15 protein-coding genes are annotated in these 18472 nt (G+C 55.6%); 3 read left to right on the forward strand and 12 right to left on the reverse strand.

Going from position 1 to position 18472, the window contains the following annotated elements; translation table 11 throughout:
* Window positions 1-43: 43 nt before the first annotated feature.
* From J4772_RS33815 to thrC, 3 genes are all read right to left on the reverse strand, one after another.
* Complete coding sequence (locus J4772_RS33815) at window positions 44-1198, reverse strand: L-threonylcarbamoyladenylate synthase (RefSeq protein WP_209073230.1); 1155 nt, start codon at window positions 1196-1198, stop codon at window positions 44-46.
* Window positions 1199-1260: 62 nt separating this feature from the next.
* Entirely contained in the window at window positions 1261-1914 is a 654-nt protein-coding gene (locus J4772_RS33820; protein ID WP_209073231.1) for a stage II sporulation protein R, read from the reverse strand.
* Between the two features lie 83 nt (window positions 1915-1997).
* The gene (gene thrC, locus J4772_RS33825; protein ID WP_209073232.1) at window positions 1998-3254 is read right to left on the reverse strand and encodes a threonine synthase; all 1257 of its coding nucleotides are present in this window, start codon (window positions 3252-3254) and stop codon (window positions 1998-2000) included.
* 133 nt (window positions 3255-3387) lie between these two features.
* Here thrC and J4772_RS33830 point away from each other — a divergent pair, with 133 nt between their 5' ends.
* Window positions 3388-4302 (forward strand): LysR family transcriptional regulator, encoded by a 915-nt coding sequence (locus J4772_RS33830; RefSeq protein ID WP_247740928.1) that lies wholly within the window; start codon window positions 3388-3390, stop codon window positions 4300-4302.
* 169 nt (window positions 4303-4471) lie between these two features.
* On the opposite strand, the gene prmC is transcribed toward J4772_RS33830, so the two are convergent.
* The 7 genes from prmC to J4772_RS33865 form a co-directional block, all read right to left on the reverse strand.
* Window positions 4472-5443 (reverse strand): peptide chain release factor N(5)-glutamine methyltransferase, encoded by a 972-nt coding sequence (gene prmC, locus J4772_RS33835; RefSeq protein WP_247740929.1) that lies wholly within the window; start codon window positions 5441-5443, stop codon window positions 4472-4474.
* Window positions 5444-5456: 13 nt separating this feature from the next.
* The gene (prfA, locus tag J4772_RS33840) at window positions 5457-6533 is read right to left on the reverse strand and encodes a peptide chain release factor 1 (protein WP_116060730.1); all 1077 of its coding nucleotides are present in this window, start codon (window positions 6531-6533) and stop codon (window positions 5457-5459) included.
* Window positions 6534-6857: 324 nt separating this feature from the next.
* A complete protein-coding gene (locus J4772_RS33845) occupies window positions 6858-7979 on the reverse strand; it encodes a stalk domain-containing protein (RefSeq protein ID WP_209073233.1) in 1122 nt (373 codons plus the stop codon).
* A 185-nt stretch (window positions 7980-8164) separates the two neighbouring features.
* On the reverse strand, window positions 8165-8680 hold the full coding sequence (locus J4772_RS33850) for a YbjN domain-containing protein (protein WP_209073234.1): 516 nt from the start codon (window positions 8678-8680) through the stop codon (window positions 8165-8167).
* Window positions 8681-8719: 39 nt separating this feature from the next.
* Window positions 8720-10765 carry a hypothetical protein gene (locus tag J4772_RS33855; protein ID WP_209073235.1) on the reverse strand — a complete coding sequence of 682 codons (2046 nt, stop codon included), beginning with the start codon at window positions 10763-10765 and terminating at the stop codon, window positions 8720-8722.
* Window positions 10766-10854: 89 nt separating this feature from the next.
* Complete coding sequence (ychF, locus tag J4772_RS33860) at window positions 10855-11955, reverse strand: redox-regulated ATPase YchF (RefSeq protein ID WP_116060734.1); 1101 nt, start codon at window positions 11953-11955, stop codon at window positions 10855-10857.
* A gap of 135 nt (window positions 11956-12090) precedes the next feature.
* A complete protein-coding gene (locus J4772_RS33865) occupies window positions 12091-13095 on the reverse strand; it encodes an RpnC/YadD family protein (protein ID WP_209073236.1) in 1005 nt (334 codons plus the stop codon).
* 265 nt (window positions 13096-13360) lie between these two features.
* On the opposite strand from J4772_RS33865, the gene J4772_RS33870 reads away from it, so the two are divergent.
* Entirely contained in the window at window positions 13361-13504 is a 144-nt protein-coding gene (locus tag J4772_RS33870) for a hypothetical protein (RefSeq protein ID WP_181917628.1), read from the forward strand.
* A 237-nt stretch (window positions 13505-13741) separates the two neighbouring features.
* Window positions 13742-14458 carry a hypothetical protein gene (locus J4772_RS33875; RefSeq protein WP_116060736.1) on the forward strand — a complete coding sequence of 239 codons (717 nt, stop codon included), beginning with the start codon at window positions 13742-13744 and terminating at the stop codon, window positions 14456-14458.
* A 102-nt stretch (window positions 14459-14560) separates the two neighbouring features.
* Here J4772_RS33875 and J4772_RS33880 read toward each other — a convergent pair whose 3' ends face one another.
* Together J4772_RS33880 and J4772_RS33885 are read right to left on the reverse strand one after the other, a co-directional pair.
* The gene (locus tag J4772_RS33880; protein ID WP_209073237.1) at window positions 14561-16015 is read right to left on the reverse strand and encodes a hypothetical protein; all 1455 of its coding nucleotides are present in this window, start codon (window positions 16013-16015) and stop codon (window positions 14561-14563) included.
* Window positions 16016-16076: 61 nt separating this feature from the next.
* Complete coding sequence (locus J4772_RS33885; protein WP_209073238.1) at window positions 16077-18464, reverse strand: discoidin domain-containing protein; 2388 nt, start codon at window positions 18462-18464, stop codon at window positions 16077-16079.
* Window positions 18465-18472 lie beyond the last annotated feature (8 nt).

The raw sequence follows: 18472 nt of genomic DNA on the forward strand, positions 1-18472 counted from the left end.
GCGGACAAGACGGCGATCATGCAAAAGGGAGGAATGCCGGCCGTTAGCGGGCTTCGATCTCGCGTCCTCCGGAGGCTTTGCGCAGCCGGTTCATCAGCGCAGCGCCGATCCCGTCCTCGGGATAGCCTTCGGCGACGATATAATCGATGCCCTGTTCATCGCATTCGCGCAGCGTCGCATACAAAGTCTGCGCAGCCTTCCCGGGTTCATTGCGAGGGCCGCAGTCGTAGACAATGTCCGCCCGGTAGCCCGCGACGTGTTCCGAACAGCTCAGCACGGCCACTCGCTTCCCTGCGTCCGCGGCTTGGCGCGCCTGGGCCTGCACGGTCGAGGACAGCCGTTCGAACGCACCCGTAACGAGCAGCATTTCGCCCTGCGGCGCATAATGCGCGTACTTGACTCCCGGGGAGCGCGGCGCTTCCGCGTCGGTCGCAGAGGATCGGGACGAGCCTTGCTCGCCTCTTGAGGAGAGAGAGACCTCCGTTCCCACTCCCACCGCCGCGGTTGCCGCCCGTCTCTCCGCTCGCGCCTCCTCCTTCGTCTCCTCCGCTACGATCGCCAGTCCGACGACCGTATCGCGCAGCTGCTCCCGCGTAACGCCGCCCGGCCGCAAAATATGAATCATTCCGTCCACGACCCGCACGACCGTCGATTCCACGCCGACCCCGGTCGCCCCGCCGTCCAGCACTCCGTCGATTCTCCCGTTCAGATCCTCCAGAACGTGCCGCGCCTGCGTCGGGCTCGGACGTCCGGAGCGATTGGCGCTCGGCGCCGCGATCGGGCAGCCCGCCCGCTCAATCAGCTCCCTGGCCAGATCGTGCGCGGGAACCCGCACGGCGACCGTGTCCAGCCCAGCCGTCACGAGCGGCGACACCGCCCCCTCTCGCACCGGCAGCACCAGCGTGAGCGGCCCCGGCCAGAAAGCGTCCATCAACGCCGCTTCGACGGCGCCGATCTCCTTGACCAGGCCGGCCACGTTTGCGCCGTGCGCCAGATGCACGATCAGCGGATTGTCGGACGGGCGGCCCTTGGCCGCAAAAATCCGCCCCACCGCTTCCGTGCTCCTTGCGTCCCCGCCGAGACCGTACACGGTCTCGGTCGGGAACGCGACAACGCCGCCTGCGGCGATCGCCGCGGCGGCTTCCTCGATGCCGGCCCGCGATAGCTCCGCGGGCCAGTACTTCGTCTCTATGTTCATGATGCCGATCATCCTTGTCTTCAGGGCGTTTACGTTATTATAGCACACTGGCTAAGGTCGGGTTAGCCGAACAAGGAGCCGAGAAACGCAAACAGCTTCTCAAGCAATTCCCACAGGAAAAACTTTGCCTTAGGCTCCTCGTCTCCCGCGTCCGCGGAAGATCCTCCGGCCGAAGCTGCGCGCGCCTCCGCCGATGCTCCGGGATCGTCCTTCGCAACAGCAGCCGTCAGGCAGAGCGGCGGGAACAGCACGCACCACCAATTGGTCCCGTTGCCTTTGCCCAGCGTAATTCTCAGCGCTTCGTAATTGCCCGCCTCGTAACGCTCTCCCTCGAACGTTTTCTCGGGAAATGGTACCTCTCCGAGTTCAACTGCTCCCCCATAGGAAACGCCAAGCTCATCCAGTTTGTCGTCTACGATGTGCTGAATGTCGGCCATATGGCTTTTAATTAGCGCATAGGCTTTGTCGTGAGTGTCGGGCATGCCGCCCCACGTTTGGATGTAAGCGGCGACCTCGTCGCGCACTTTATTTTTGACGGACTGATCCGTTTTTTTATCGGAATTGGCGATAATACGAATGCGGATAGCGTCCTCGGGAATTCCATCTCCCGAATTAGCCTCGACATAGCGACCTACCGTTGCAAGCAAACCGAAACCTACAGCTACGATCAACAGAACAACTTTGATAAAGGAAAAGAAATGATGGCTCTTACGCATAGTTACCGCTCCCTGTCGCACCCGTCGGTGCAGCGCTATGCGTTCCGGAACGTCTTAGCCATCAGTATGTCCGGATTTGAAATCTATAAACCTATCCATCCTTTAATAGTTTCAATAGTAAGTTTGGTAGTCAATGTACGGCGCTCTGCATCCTCCCAAAGCGTATGCCGCAAAATGTCCGTATCCTTAAGCAAATTGCCCGTAAGAATACAGGCGGCCGTCTCGTCTCGATCCACCGTCCCACTCGCGACCAGCTTGCGCAAGCCCGCAACCGTCGCCGCCGACGCAGGCTCGCAGCCGATGCCGTTCCGATCGATCAACCGCTTCGCTTCGAGAATCTCTACGTCCGTTACGGAACAGGTCGTCCCCCCGATGCTCTCCAGCAAGTCCCGCGCCTTTTTCCAGCTTGGAGGATACCCGATGTTTACCGCGGTCGCGATCGTAGACGGCCTCTCGAACGGAACGAGCTCCTGCCTTCCTTCGATCCTCATCGCATGAAACGGGCTGGCCCCTTCGGCCTGCACCACGGCGATCTTCGGCATTCGCTCGATAAACCCTAAGGCCAGAAGCTCCTTCAGCCCTTTTCCAAGCGCTGTAACATTGCTAAGCGCCCCTCCGGGAAGGACGATCCAGTCCGGAAGCCGCCAATCCATACTCTGTGCCAACTCGTAGACGATGCTCTTCTGACCCTCGATCCGGTATGGATTAATTGAATTGCAGATGTACCAGCCCAGTTCCCGTCCATGTCGCTCGTAGAAACGAATGCCGTCGTCGTACGTTCCGTCGAAGCCGATCGTCTCTGCCCCGTACGCCAGCGTCTGAAGCACCTTGTTGATCGAAATCTGCTCCTTCGGAACAAGCACGAACGATTCGCAGCCTGCCAACGCCGCGTACATCGCCAGAGAGGACGACGTGTTTCCGGTCGACGCGCATGTAAAACGACTATAACCAAGCGCTCTGCCATGGGATACCGCGACGGTCATCCCGTTGTCCTTGAACGAGCCGCTCGGATTTTCGCTTTGCGCTTTCAGCCAAATCTCCCTCATTCCGACCGCCAGCCGGATCGACTCGGACCGGTACAATCCCGTGTTCCCCTCGTATTTCGTCACGATTGCTTCCTCCGGCAGCTCCGGATAGATCAGCTCCTTATACCGCCACACGCCGCTCGCGTAAGGTCCCGTTCTTTCGGACAGTCTCTCGTGAAAAATACGCTTTAGACGCTCCGTATCCACACCTTTGAATTCATGAATAATTTCAAGCAGCCCCCCGCATTCGCAGCGATATCCCGCATCCTCTTCCTCGTGCCGTTTTCCGCAATCGTAGCATACAATCGTCGCCATCTCGACCATCTCTCCCTCTTCCCTGAAGTTGCTTTCAGACTTAGAATAAGGGAGAGTGTTCCATAAAACTAATATATTATAATTTGGTTTTCATAAATTTAAATTATGATATAGATTAGGAGGGGACGAGAAAATGTTGAATCTTCACGCGCTGCGACTTTTTCTGAAAGCTGCGAAGCTTGGGAGCGTTACTCAGGCGGCGCAGGAGCTTAACATCAGTCAACCTGCCGTCACCTCGCAAATCAAGAAGCTGGAGAAGGAACTGGGACTGCAGCTGTTGTCTCCGCTTGGCCGAGGCGTACGCCTGACTGAGGTTGGCGCTCGACTCGCGAGCGAAGCGGGCAAACTGTTCTCTCTGGAGGGGCGTATCGAAGCGATGCTGGAGGAGTACAGGCAGGGACAGGAGGGTACGCTTAGAATCGCGGCCACCTATTTGCCAGCCAACTTTCTGCTGCCCAGGCCGATTGCGGACTTTAAGCGCGGACATCCGACAGTCGACGTCGCGTTAAAGACAACCGGTTCGAACCAGATCTTCGACCTGCTGCTAAGATACGAAGCGGACATCGCCTTTATTGGCGGAGGAAATCGGCGCGAGCACGCTGATCTGGAGGGTACGCCCTGGTTGGAGGACGAGATGTGGTTTGTCGTTCATCAGGAGCATAAGCTCGCGGACAAGAGCGTTTCTCTGGCCGAGCTTGCCGAAAAGCCGTTCGCGCTGCGCGAGTCGGGAAGCTTCTCCCGCGAGCAGCTCTTCTCGCTGTTCCGCCTTCGCGGGCTGCCGCCGCCTCGCGTCGGTCTGGAAATAAACGGGTTCAGCGAGCTCATTCGAGTCGTCTCCGACGGCTACGGACTTGCCTTTCTTTCAGCTCTGGAGGCGCGAGAGGCCGTCGAACGCGGTTCCTTGCGGCGAATCCGCGTCGAGGACGTCCGGCTGACCAACTCGATCAGCCTGTACACAAGAAAAGAACCTTTACCCGCTATCGCGGCAAGGTTCCTAGAGATTTTTTCATCGGAGGTGGGACTCTCACCTGCGGACTTTCTTGATTAACCATTTGTCCCGATTCCCCACCTAAGTGCCAATCTACAGAGTCACCCGTCATCTTGGACCCGATTTCTCCATCGACTCGGGCGAGTCAGGCTCCGGCCGGCCGTTTAAGACCGTCACGCGCGCCAATTTGAACCTCATCATACGCTTTTTATGTTTCGGCGGGAGGCGCTTATCGAATCGCCACGACATGTCGCTCGATACCGGCGTAATCCGTTACGAAGCGAATCTCGGTCCAATCTGCTGCGGCCCTTAACAGCTCGGCCACGTCTCGAGCTTGGCCAGCGCCGACTTCCCAGGCAACAATCCGCGGAAGCCGCGGAAGCTCCTTAAGCTGCCCCGCCATCGCCCGATACGGATTCAGCCCGTCCTCGCCTCCGTCCAGAGCCAGACGAGGCTCGTGGTCGCGTACCTCGCGCTGCAAGTCGGGAATGTCGGACGAAGGGATATACGGAGGATTGGACACGAGAATATCTACGGCCATTCCTCCTCCCGCTGCTGATGAAAGAAACGGCTGCAGCAAATCCCCCTGAACGAACAAAATTCGTTCGTCCGCCTCATGTTTACGCGCATTCGAACGCGCCACCTGCAGCGCCGCTTCCGACAAGTCGGACGCATTTATCCGCCATGCCGGTCGCTCCGCCGCCAGCGTCACCGCAAGCGCTCCGCTTCCCGTCCCGACGTCCAACACGACAGGAAAGGTGCGGCCGGCTTCTTCCGCTCCATTCGCCCAATCCTTCTTCGCCAAGCTCCTCGCTTCGCTCGCGCACTCTTCAGGCCACAGAGCATCGCCTGCCTGCAGCACAGCCTCGGCCAGCAGCTCCGTCTCCGGGCGCGGAATAAGCACCGCATTCGTCACCTCAAATGCCCGCCCGTAAAAATATTGCTCCCCAATCACGTATTGCACCGGAAGCCCCGTCGCCCGTCGCTCCAACAGCTCCAACCAAGCTTCACTTTTCCCCTCCGGAAAAGCCTCCCGCCAATCCCGCAGCAGCTCCGCCTTCCCGATGCCGAGCGCATAAAGAAGAAGAAGCTCCGCATCCGCGTTCGCTTCCTCGACTCCTGCTTGCCCCAGTCGATTCGCGCCCGCTCGCCAAGCTTCTCCCAACGTCGGCGGGCGGCCAGCATTTTGTTCCACGCTCACGCCCAGCCCTCCATTATTGCTTCATCTGCTCACGTTCGAGTATTTCGGCCTGCTCGGCCAGCGTCAGCGCTTGGACGATCTCGTCCATATCGCCGTTCAGCACGTACTCCAGACGGTGAAGCGTCAGGCCAATCCGATGATCCGTCACCCGACTTTGCGGAAAATTGTACGTGCGAATCCGCTCGCTCCGGTCGCCCGTCCCAATCTTCTCCCTGCGTTCCCCGGAATACTTGGCTTCTTCCTCCTGACGCTTGACGTCCATGATCCGTGTCCGCAGCACCTGCAGCGCCTTATCCTTGTTGTCGTTCTGCGATTTGCCGTCCTGACAGGTCGCCACGATGCCCGTAGGCACGTGGGTAACGCGCACAGCCGACTTGGTCGTGTTAACCGATTGCCCGCCGGCTCCGCTGGAACAGAACGTATCGACGCGGATATCCTTATCGTGAATTACGATGTCCAGTTCCTCGGCCTCCGGCATTACGACAACCGTCGAAGTAGACGTATGAATGCGACCGCCGGACTCCGTCTCCGGAACCCGCTGTACGCGATGCGCTCCGCTCTCGTACTTCATCTTGCGATAAGCTTCCGGTCCGCTGACCGAGAAAATAACTTCCTTGAAGCCGCCGAGATCGCTCACGCTCGCTTCCAGCATCTCCGTACGCCAGCCTTGGCTGTCCGCAAACTTCGCGTACATCCGATACAGCTCGGCCGCAAACAAGTTCGCTTCTTCTCCGCCGGCCGCACCGCGGATTTCCACGATAATGTCCTTGCCGTCGTTCGGATCCTTGGGCAGCAGCAGGAAACGAATTTGCTCCTCCAACTCGGTGCGCCGTTCGTCCAACTCCTCGATCTCGAGCTTAACCATCTCGCGCATCTCGTCGTCCAATTTATCTTCCTGCATGGCTTTCGCATCCTGAAGCTGCGTCAGCACTTGCTTATATTCCTCATAAGCGCGGTACGCTTCTTCAAGTCCGGATTGCTCTTTCGCATACGTTCTCAGCCGCGTCGAGTCGTTTACCACATCCGGATCGCTCAACAGTTCGTTAAGCTTCTCGTATCGATCCGCCAAAACTTGCAGACGGTCCAGCACTATCCTCATCCTCCGCTCACTTGCAGTGTGTACATCACCCTATTATAACACACGATAGCAAATTCGTGCGGAATGGGGGCCGATGAGACGAAAAGAGGCCGACCTATAAGCAAAGCTGCTTAAGATGATCTATATACAAAGTAAGGGGTATGTACCTCCTGGAGACTGCCTCATACGCTCCTGAAACCACCTTATCACGGGTTTACCCATTCAGGTTTCATGAGCGTATAGCATCGGAAGGAGGTACATACCCCTTGCATCTTTGTCATCGATTATCTTTCAGAGCAACTCGGTTGGCTTATAGGTCAGCCTCTGGCTCCCAAATTATTTCCGCGGAAGGAAGCCAAGGAACGTCTTGGACTCCGGATCGAAAATCATGACGATCGGTCCAATCAAAGCGTCCTGATCCGTGTTATAGACGATGGAGATCAGCTTGCCGTTAGCAGCTTGGATCTCGGCCAGCTTCTTCTTCTGTTCGTCGGACGACATCATCACCGTAATTTTGGCGGAATCGACTTCCTCAACCCGAGCGTCTTCCTTCTTCGTCGTTACATGCGACTTCTGGTCGGCCGGCATGTTCTTCCAGCTCAGCTCGCGATATTCCTCGATTGTCGCCGGAGCAAGCTGCTCTTTGTCGGACAGTACGACGAGGAAGTGCAGCGGGCTTTGCGGAGGCAGGCTCTTCGTCATGATCGGGCCGTAATAGGCGCGAACCTTGTCTCCAGCCTTCAGGTTAGCGAACGGAACGTCGATGCCTTGGGCCGTCATCACGCTCGTTTCCTTGCCTGCGTTCAGCACGATCGATGTCGTCGTTTGTCCGTCCTTCGTCTCGCCGAACTTCACCTGCCAGCCGTCTTCAGTTTTCTCAATAGACTGAATGACGTCCTCCTTGACAAGCGTTTGTGCGCTGACAACGACTTTATGCGCATGAGACTGTCCGGGGTAGCTCATTGCCATAGCCGGACCGAACTCCGCCATAATCCGCGTTCCCGCCTTCAGGTCGGCGGCTCCAACGGCTTTGCCGCTCTCGTCCGCTAGCTCGGTGTCTTTATCGAAATATAGAATCATCCAGCGCTGGTCCCCATAGCCGAGCACCTCGACCCGGTACTGTCCCTCTTTGTCCGTCGGAACGACGTCCACAATCACACCCAGCATTCTCGCATATTCCACCGCTTGCTCTTCCTTAGAATTAATTTGAATGTTTTTCGTTTTTGAATTCCAGTTGAGCGTATAACCAAGTTCATCCGCCATCTCGCGCGCCGGCAAGTACGCTTTGCCTTGAATGTAGACCGGGTGCAGAGACGTCTGGTCCCCGTTGACGGATACTGCAATATCTTTATGGAACACCCCGGTCACTTTGCTGACCAATCCGCTTGCCCCAACGCCTGCGCTTGTCCCCAACAGTCCCACGGCAGTCATTACCACTAACAGCTTCTTCTTTTGCATTCTACATTCTCCTTCCGGAATATCGATGAAGCGTCGATGTCGACGTCCCTCTCCTGCTTCCTCCTCACTGACGCGCTTCCGATCCCAAATGTTTCATGAGAAAAATGAAAAGTGCGACACCGCCCGGAACATTCCCGGTCAACGTCGCACATATTGTTTCCATTCTGCCTACTCAGTAAAAGGCTTTAGCCGCTAATATCGCTCATTACCTGTGCATAGCTGGATCGCCCCGAAGCGACGTCGTCGACGGCCTCGGCGAACATGTTCAGCATCATTTCAAACAAGCGGATGACGGATAACGCCTCGGCGGACTGAAGTTCCCTGTTAGCCGGAACGCTGTACACATACCGGTAGGTCACTTCGTCTCCGGTCACATTAAAGTGCCCGATGGCCAAGCTGCCGTTAATCGCCGGCAGCAGCTTCTCGACCTGCTCGCGCGTGCCTTCGGCCCATTCTACCGGAACCGTCGTGTAAATCTGCAGCAAATCGATGGCTTCCAAATCCTCTTCGTCCAGAGGCACAAAGCTGAAATGCAAAAAGCGGTCTCTCTGCCGGTGATCCTTCATAAGCGGCAGCAGCACCACGGGGATCGGAATATCCTGCGACGGTTCCACCCAATGCGCTTCCAGTCCCGCTTCGTCAAAATACTGCCGCAGCAAACCCAACTGATCCTTTAGCCGAGCATTCCCTCCGTCAAGCATTCAACACCCTCCTCGATTCGCTTTGCAATCGCCGCCGCTTTATTCCCGCTTGGCCATATTTTCCACGATGAGCTTGCGCTGTTCGCTCACATCGCCGTTTTTCCGGTGCAGCTCGCGAATACTGGTGCCCGTAGCGGCCAAATATCGTTCCACTTGCCGGTATTCTTTTTGAACCTTGTCGTCCAGCGAATACTCGGGCAGCTGTTCGATCATTTCCAGAATCATATTCGCGTGCTCGATGCGTTTGGCCTGCTTCTTGTCCGACGACTTCTCCGCATTGAAGATCGATTTTGTAATTCCCCAAGCTCCCTGTTGGGAGGCGCGATCCCGTCCATACTGCTTGACCTTGCGGGCGATGCTCATCGACACGCCGACGCCGGAAGCCGCCGCCTTGAGCGGAATGCCCACCTGAGCTCCAACTCCGCTCAGCGTCGCGATTTCTCCGGCGATATTGGTCATCTCAAGCCCGACTTGGATCGTTCCGCGAGTCAGACGCTTGCTGTTGATATACTTCATTTCCTTGGCCAACTGATATTCCTGTATATCCTTCAGTTCGGCATCCTCATCCGGGGTGCGATCCTGCTTGGCGGACAACTCATTAACTCGATCCGCCAACTTCTCCTTATCGGTTCCCGTCGAGCTGCGCAGCGAAAAACCGCCTATGCTGTAGTTGTTTTCCTTCACATAGCTTTTTTCCTTGTAGCTGTCTCCGTGTTCGGCTTTGTGCTTTTCCAGATACTTGCTCTTAAAGTCCCGCTTGATCGTGGTCATCTCCCGCTGGGAGATGCTGGCTTTGATCATATTGTACACTTTAACCGTGATTGAGATTCCGCTGACCGCAATGCCAAGACCGGGAATGACCTTGGACAGCTCTCCCGTTCCCATCTTCAGAATCTCCAGAATCGACTTAACCGTCTCTACTCCCGACTTGGCCGCTTCCAGCAGGTTGTGCACGGCGGACAGCCCGCCTTCAACGGTTTCGTCCAGGCTTGCTCCCTCGTCGCTAAGCGCTTTTTTCACCAGCTCATAGATGTCCTTGACCGCAAAGAAAGCGCTTTTAATCGCACCGATCGCCTCTCCGACCGAACCGCTCCAATCGCTGACCGCCTCCGCTTTGGAAAGCTCGGCCCCCTTAAGCGTCCCGATATCGTTGACCAGACCGGACACGCCTTCGACAAAGCCGCTCGTTCCGCTCGCCGTATCCAAGACGCCTTCCGTAATGTCGAAGGCTTTCTCGTCGGTCTCTTTATCCGTCGATTTGGCCGATTTGATGATCTTCCTCAAGCCGATCAAGCCTTCGAGACCGGCGCCGGCTAGCGTACCGGCGGAGCTTGCTACTCCGACTGTTGCATTCTCACGCTCGAGACTTTCCTTCTCATCCGCTTTATCCTCTAAGCCGTCCAGCGCGTCGATCTTCTCGTCCAGCACATCCATGACGCCTTCGGGTCCGGTCATCAACAGCTCGACGCCTTCGGCGGCGTGATCCATCGGGCCTTCCTCATCGTCTTCCTTCGGCGGATTTCCGATTTGGGAGATTTGCTGCGCTCCATGCTTCTTCTTCTCGCTCGCCAGCCCCTCGTGAAGACCCGCCATACTCTTGTAAGAGATCTTCGATTTGCGGAGAAAGCCTTTTTCTTGACCGGAGCGGATCATTCTCCATTCCCCGGTCGAATCGTCGATGCCAAGATCGTAGAACTCATTCCGATGGCCGATCTTGCTGCCCTTTTTCGTCTGCTCCTGAACCTCGTAGGCGGTCTGCCCAGGAGTCGATGTGTCTTCCTTATAATCTCGCATGAAAGCACCCGTCCAGGAGTTCAGCCGGGCGGGCTTCTCCTGTGCCGGAGCGCCTGACGATGATGAGGGTGCGGAGCCGGCATTGGCCTGTTGAAGCGCCTGCGCAGTCGCCTGATTGCCGACTGTTCCCTGCATTTGCAGCAAGGTTCCGCCGCCTTGCCCCGTTAGCGTTTGCGCCAGTCCGAGACCCTGCGCGCCAAGAAGCTGCCCCGTAGATGCTTGCTTACTTAAGGGGGGCTGTTGCGTTGTAGTCGTAGTCGTACGTTGCACCGTTTGAGCCTTGCCCGTCACTTCGCATCTCCTCTCTCTTGGGGATTTCCGGAAGAAATCGCCCGCCGCCGAGATCTATCTTCTATGCGAGTTAAACGCCCTGTCGTACTCTAGACGTTAAACAAGAAGTGCATGACATCGCCATCGGCGACGACATATTCTTTGCCTTCCAGCCGTACCAGACCTTTCTCTTTGGCCGCTTTCATAGATCCGTTGGCGACCAAATCCTCGTACGACACAACCTCGGCGCGGATAAAGCCCCGCTCGAAGTCCGTGTGGATAACGCCTGCAGCTTGCGGAGCTTTCGTCCCCTGACGAATCGTCCATGCCCGTACTTCCTGAACGCCTGCCGTAAAGTACGTGTACAGTCCTAACAGCTTGTACGAAGCGCGAATGAGCCGATTCAGCCCGGACTCGGTCAGCCCTAGCTCCTCCAGGAACATTTCCTTGTCCTCGCCCTCCAGCTCGGCGATTTCGGACTCCACCTTCGCGCTGATATGCACGACCTCGGAGCCTTCCGCAGCCGCATATTCGCGCACTCTCTGCACATATTCGTTGCCGTCGGCGTTGGCCGCGTCGCTCTCGCTTACATTCGTCGCATACAGCACCGGCTTCATCGTAAGCAGATGAAGATCGCGGACGAGACGAGCTTCCTCCGGGGTCAGCTCCAAGCTTCTTGCCGCCTTCTCCGCGGTAAGCGTCGCATGCAGACGCTCAAGCACTGCAAGCTCCTCGACAACCTTCTTGTCCCCGCTCTTCAGCCCTTTGCGCGTACGTTCCATCCGCTTCTCGACGGATTCGATATCCGTCAAAATCAATTCAAGATTGATGATCTCGATATCGTTGATCGGATCGATCTTGCCGGACACATGAGTAATGTTCTCATCCTGGAAGCAGCGAACGACGTGAACGATCGCGTCCACTTCGCGGATATTGGCCAGAAACTTATTGCCAAGTCCCTCTCCGCGGCTAGCGCCTTTGACCAGGCCCGCGATATCGACAAATTCGAAAGCAGTCGGTACGATCCGGTTCGGATTCACGATCTCCGCCAGCTTCTGCATCCGCTCATCCGGCACTTCCACGACGCCGACGTTCGGATCGATCGTACAGAACGGATAGTTCGCCATTTCCGCTCCCGCTTGCGTAATTGCATTAAACAAGGTCGACTTCCCTACGTTCGGAAGACCGACAATTCCGCACGACAATGCCATTATCCTAACACTCCTGACTTCTTGCGACCGCTTGCGACATCTGACGCAAACGCATCGTCAAGCTGTTCAATTCTCACGCAATTATAACGGAACTGCGTTGCAACGTCCACTGTCCAACCTATTGCCCGATAAGCATTATTTCTGCCGCGCCAAGCTCTCGATTTCCTCCGTCGACAGCTCAGTCGCTTTGACAATCGTATCCCTGTCGACGCCCAGTTCCAACAGGTTGCGCGCCACCTTAATCTGTCTGGCCCTTTCACCTTCTTTTCTTCCCTCTCTCCTGCCCCGTTTCAGCGCCTCGGGAATAAACGTCTTGATCATCTCGTTTACCTCCTTTTCCGTTTGTTTATATTCTCCGTAATGACGGTATAAGTAGTTCAGAATATTCTGCAGCACCTGCAACATCTTATCCAAGTCTTCAAGCCGTAACTGCCGCTTCCTGCGCAGCTCCCGCAGTACTTCCACCGTTTCCTCGATCATCGTTTTAAGGCGCTTAAACTCTTGGGCGAGAAGACGCTGCTTCTCGTCGTCCGTACGCTGACTTAGTGCAATGCGGCGCATCCGCTTGCGAGAGCGGAACACCTGCGGCGGCAGCAGAGCGAACAGCTTTCGCTCTTGCATGTCACGGGGCGTCAGCGTCCAGAGCTTCAACACCGGCACCGCGTACATCGTCTCCGTCCCGTCCGGCAGCCGCAATCGGAAGCGCAGCTCGTCGCCGATCGCTTTGTTTTGCTCCAGGAAGATCACGAGCTGCTTGGGGAATGCGAGCAGTTGCACGCCGTCCTCCGCCTTCGCTTCAACTAGCTCTAACGCTTTCTCGAAGCCGTATCTGAACATGCGGATAACCATCGATCTGTTGTTCAGTGTCTGGAACTCGACATGATAGTGAAAAACGCCGCGAATCGTATCCAGCTTCATAAACAGATCGCCGATGATGCGATTGTAATCGTCCGAATCGAATTTGGCGTTGCCGTAGTAAATCGACTTTACGTCGGCTCTGGTAAAATTCTCACCGAACAATCCGTTAAGCAGTTGTAACTGCAAATCTTTGGAGAGTCGGAACAGCACGCTCATCATCTGATCCAACTTCAATGGTTCTTTCTTCGGTTGCTTCTTCTTATCTGGATTCTTTGGCTTCATTATACACCACATCCCCTCTGATCCGCGATTATCCTGCCAACGCAAAAAAGCACACCCCGAGCGCGTTGCCGCGCTAATCGGAGTGTGCTTCACTCGTCGTTTCATGAGCTTTCTGATGACTACTATACCAAACAAACGTTCCTACGTAAAGGAACTGATCGAATGCATTTCCCCAATCCTCCGCTCCATTCTTGACCACCGCCGCAATGCGGATAACGCCCTCACAAACTGCGCACAATGACCTCGAAGAGAGGAGGGATAACCCGTGGAAAACAAATCGCATAAAGGCAACTACAAAGGTACGACCCGGATGCACGCGGAAAATCAGGACATGGCCTTCGTCAATGACACGCTGGAGAATACCAAGTCCGTCGCTCCCGTTCCTAAAGCTAAGAAGAAAACCGATTGACGGCCTCGACTTCTTCCGACGCGGCATCGGCATGAACGCAAACAGCCCGGATATACAGCAAGGAACCCGCTACAATGGGGTCTCTGTACATCCGGGCTATTTCTTAGGAGCAAGCAACAATATGTCCCCTTCCCTCCGCCCAAAAGCAATAAATTATTGCATCTCATCATTTTCCACCGGAACATCTCAGCGATTATTGCGTCTAAATAAATACTTAACTGCAAGGAGGAATAGACTATGCGCAGCAAGTTTCCGCTTCTGGCCGCGGTTCTTCTCGCTGTCCTATTGGCTGGCTGCGGAGCCGCCACCAATAAGAACGGAGCAACCGATGCTCCGATAACTTTCCCGCCCGCATCGTCTTTAGGGGGCCAAGCTACATCTACCGCAAGCGAGGAGCCGTCCGTCGAGCCAAGCGAAAGCTCGCCCGCTCCGTCTACGGATCAAGAGCAAACGTCCGACGCGAAGATCAAGGAGCTTGCGCTCGAAGCCGTCGGTTATTTAAGAGAGAGGGACCTCGGTTCCCTAGTCACCCTGATCGACCCGGAGCAAGGCTTGCGCTTCTCGCCGTATCCTTATGTCAATGTAGATACCGATCTCTCGTTCAAGCCGGAGACGTTCCCAACCTTCAAGGACGAGAAAAAGCTGAAGTGGGGCGAAGCCGACGGCAGCGGAGAGCCGATCGAGCTCACGTTCAGAGATTACTACGAGCAGTTCGTATATACGAAGGATTTCGCGGATGCTCCGCAAGTCAACGTCAATAAAATCGTCGGCACGGGCAATGCGATCTTTAACGTTCCAGAGGTTTACCCTGGAGCCTCATATGTAGAATTCTATTTCCCCGGATTCGACGAAGAGCTCGACGGCATGGATTGGCAGAGCCTTGTGCTCGTATTTACGCCTGCTGGCGACGATTGGCATCTTGTCGGCATCGTTCACGGGCAGTGGACGATCTAGATTTGCACACGACCATCACTGTCGACATCAGACAGGGGCCGGCAACTCCCCCAGCCTTCCGGGAGATGCCGACCCCTGTTTTTAACGAACCGCCTCGGCTATCTAAGCAAAATGAACTTCCTTCGCCAAAGCTACTTTTCTGATGATTTCCTCGGCGCTCTCATAAGGGTTCCACATGCTCTCCGCGCATAATGCCGCTGGGAACCACATATACCGCTCCCATAGTCCATGCTCGACCAACGCTTCGGCGGCAATCCGTTTCGGGTTTTGCTCCACAATGACCTTCAGCGTATCCAACAGATTGTGCAGGTTTTTCATCCAGTAGGCTTGCTGATGTCTCCACTGCTTATAAGGTCGGGCTTTCTGACCGGACAGGCTGTCAATTAACGCTTCGCTGGCTTGGCCGAGCACAATGACGCCTTTCTGATGCTCGAAAGCAAACCAGTTCAGGAACGTTCCGCCCTTGACGACCAAGCCGAAATCCTCCTGCTCGCCTCGCAGCCCGCCGATGTTGGCCGTATACTGCATCGTTTCGGCAATCGACTGGTTATCGTTCGCATCGTAGCTGTACGGGAACGACCCGGCGTCTTCCCAGGTAATGTTTACCCTTGGGTCCAGCTTCGCGAGCAGCGGATAATTCTCTTCGATCGACGTGGCATGGATGCCGAACTTGAGCCACAGCTCGGGGTGTCTCTCCAATAGCTTCCCGGCGATGTGGTTCACCCAGTCCACCACGACCTCCGCAATCAGCTTGCCGCCGATATGCTTTTCCTTCGTTTCCGTGAACGTCTGAAAATAAATGCCGTCTCCGCCCAGATGAGCATACTGCGTCTCGTAAGTGTCGAGCACGCGCTCCGTCCATTTGTTCAGCTCTTCCGGGTCGTTCGGATCGCAATCCTCGCCCCAGCTCCAGGAGAACGACCAGATGACTTTAATGCCCCGGGAATGCGCGTAATCGGTCACTTCCTTGGCGTTGATGGGAGCGAAATCGTTCCAAATCGTAATGAAATTCAGCTTCCACTTGGCCATGTGGTCCATATACTTCCGATAGTCGTAGATGACGTGCCCCCATGTCCAAAAGCCTCTCTCGGGGATGGCCGGAGCGCTGGAGGCTTCGTATTCCGGCATCGGTTCCGTGAAATTCCTTTTCTTCTCGTACAGATCGTCCTCGTTCGGGTCCAAATAATAGTGCTCGAAATCGTTCACGCCGTACAACGTCCCATTCCCGTCCGCGCCGGCGATCACGATCATCTGCCGCTCCGGGTTGAGCGGGCTGGCGAACACTTTAATGGCATACCCTTCCGCTTTCGGATTCGGCTGAATGTGACCCCGCTCCGACAATTCCGCGATCCAGGCATTGGAGCGGACGGTGCCCAGTACAATCAGGTTGTAGTCGCTCAAACTTTGCTTGTCCGTCGCATGCGAGTGCAGCGTCATTAAGTACGGTACATGCGGCTGCACGATATTGTACAGCACGTCGAGCGCATGGCGCTCCACTCCCTCATATTCTCCGTGAACGATCGTCCAGCGGATTCCTTCATGTTTGACATAATCCAAGTAAGGCGCCTCCTTGCTTCTGCTTAAATTTCCGCTTCATTTGCTGCTTGAATCGGCCGTTCTAGCTGGTTTGAATTTCGTTCACGACAAAGTGGTTCCACAGCAGGTTTGCGCTGTTAATTTTAATGCGGATCGCCTTGATCCCGGTCACCGGAGCGAAGCTTACGGTCTTCGTCTCGATGGCGGCGCTATTGCTCGTATAGCTTAGCGTGCCGGAGGACGCTGCTGTGCTCCAACTCGTGCCGTCCGTGGATACCTCCACGTCAAAGCTCGTAATGCCTTGCCCCTGACAAAAATCGCAGGTAAGGCTCAGCTGCTGATAAGACTGCGGCAGGCTGTTGGTCAAGGTCAAATATTGCGGGAAAGTCGGATTATCGGCACTGACGTAAGCCGTGCCTTGATCTCCGTCGATAGCCCGCGAAGCCGGGAACGCTCCGTTAACGCTTGTTGCGCTTGCGGTCACCGTATTCGAAGAGCCGGCGCTATAAGATGGGGTCATCTCATTCACCACAAAATGATCCCACTGGATATTCGCGCTGTTGATTTGGATGCGAATGCCTGTAATTCCCGTTACTGCCGTGAAGTCCACGACGCTCGTCTCAATGGCCGCGCTATTGCCCGCATAGCTTACCGTGCCTGAGGACCCTACCGTGCTCCAATTCGCACCATCCGTTGTCACCTGTACGTCGTAGTTCGTAACGCCCTGCCCCTGGCAGAAATCGCAGGACACACTGAGTCGGTTAAACGTCTGCGGCTGATTATAATAGAGGGTCAAATACTCCGGGAAAACCTGAGAATCCCCGCTCACATAGGCCGTTCCCTGGCTGCCGTCGATCGCGTTGGAGGCCGGGAACAGATTGTTGGCGTTCGTCGCTGCGGCGAATTTCTCTGCCGGAGACAGCTCGATTCTGACCGCCTGCTGCGAGGAATACGGAATCTTCCACGTTCCGTTGCCGTTATTCACGACAGCTATATGGCCTTGGCTAACCCAGTTTCCACTGCTGTCCATATAGCCGTAAGTGGCCGAAACCGGATTTTCCTTGGTCGTAAAATGAACATTCGCGGAATTGGCCGTATCCGATACCGCATAGAAATAGCTTCCGTTGTTGACGACCATGCCCACGGAATTGTCCGTTGAATAGAAAGCAATGTCCTTGCCGGCTACCGACTTGAACGCATTATAGGATGAGACCGGATAGTCGCTCTCCATGTTGTAGCCCGCCATTCTCGACGGATGCGCAGCCGCAATCAGAGAGCCGACTTTATTCATCGCGTTGTTCAGATTTTTCATATCGGTCGCTTGCGCCGTAAACGGGGGCAGCGTTCCGAGCGTCCACGTATTGTACGGGGTTGCGCCTAACATCCCTTGATTGGAGAAAGTCCACGAGTCGTTAAGCTGGTACACGTCGTAAAATCCGCCGTTCACCAGCGCCGTAACCGTCAACGACGAGGTATTTTCGTAGCTTCCCGCATTTTCCGCGATATAGGTCAGGTTGGACCCGGAGCGGGCTTTCACCGAGTTCATCACCGTGGCTACGCTCGATGAATACAAGCTCGGACCATTGAAGTCGATGTGCGGGCTGCTGTTTTTAATATCCGGATCGCCGCTCTTATAGCCAGCCAGATTAACTCTCGTAGCCACGACGTAATCGGACAGCTTGACCTGCTCTGCCAGACTGTTTAGGACGCTGAGCCACTCCGTCTTGTCGGCCTCGTAATTGGCGGCCAGATTCGGCTCGTTGTCCACTTGGAAAAGAATGACTCTATGGTTCGTATCATAGTCGGCCAAGTGATCGAACAAAGCTCTGATCGCTTGTCTCTCCCAGGCGAACAGATTGGCGGCATCCGCGCCTTGCGAAGGAAGATGAGGCGTGTTGGCGCCCGAACCGACTCCGTCCCCGTTATTCCAATATTTATCGTGATTCTGCAAGTAAGGAGGCACATTCGTGTTCCAGCCGTAAGGATATCCCGATAGCACGCCGCCTCCGCCTACATTGGTGCCGAACCAGACGATGTCGATATACAGATCGTACTCGTTCGCCCAATCGACGTATTGATCGATGATCGTCCAGTCGTACACGCCGGGCGTATTCGTCAGCTCCAGATCGGCCCAAGTCAACTGCTGCTGAACGACCTTGTAGCCGAGCGCCTGCGTTTTCTCATAGACGTTCTCCAGCCAACTCAGCGGCATAGGCGTCGGATACGGCGCGTTAGGATAGCTGTCGTTGGCGTATCTGCCTTTTAATTGGGTTGTGCCGGTATTTTGAATGCCGAGGTATAGAAACGGCTTGCCGTCTTTTTGCAAATAATACTTGCCGTCCGGGCTTTGCACGACTTGCGACACGACCGTTTGCGCGGAAGCTTGGGAAGAGCAGATAACGGCAAGAGCAAGCGCGAGCAAAGCAAAACTGGCGTATTTAACCGTTCTTCCGAGCGTAAAGCTGATCATTTTCGAAT

This window comes from Cohnella sp. LGH (assembly GCF_017671885.1).
Lineage (GTDB): Bacteria > Bacillota > Bacilli > Paenibacillales > Paenibacillaceae > Cohnella > Cohnella phaseoli.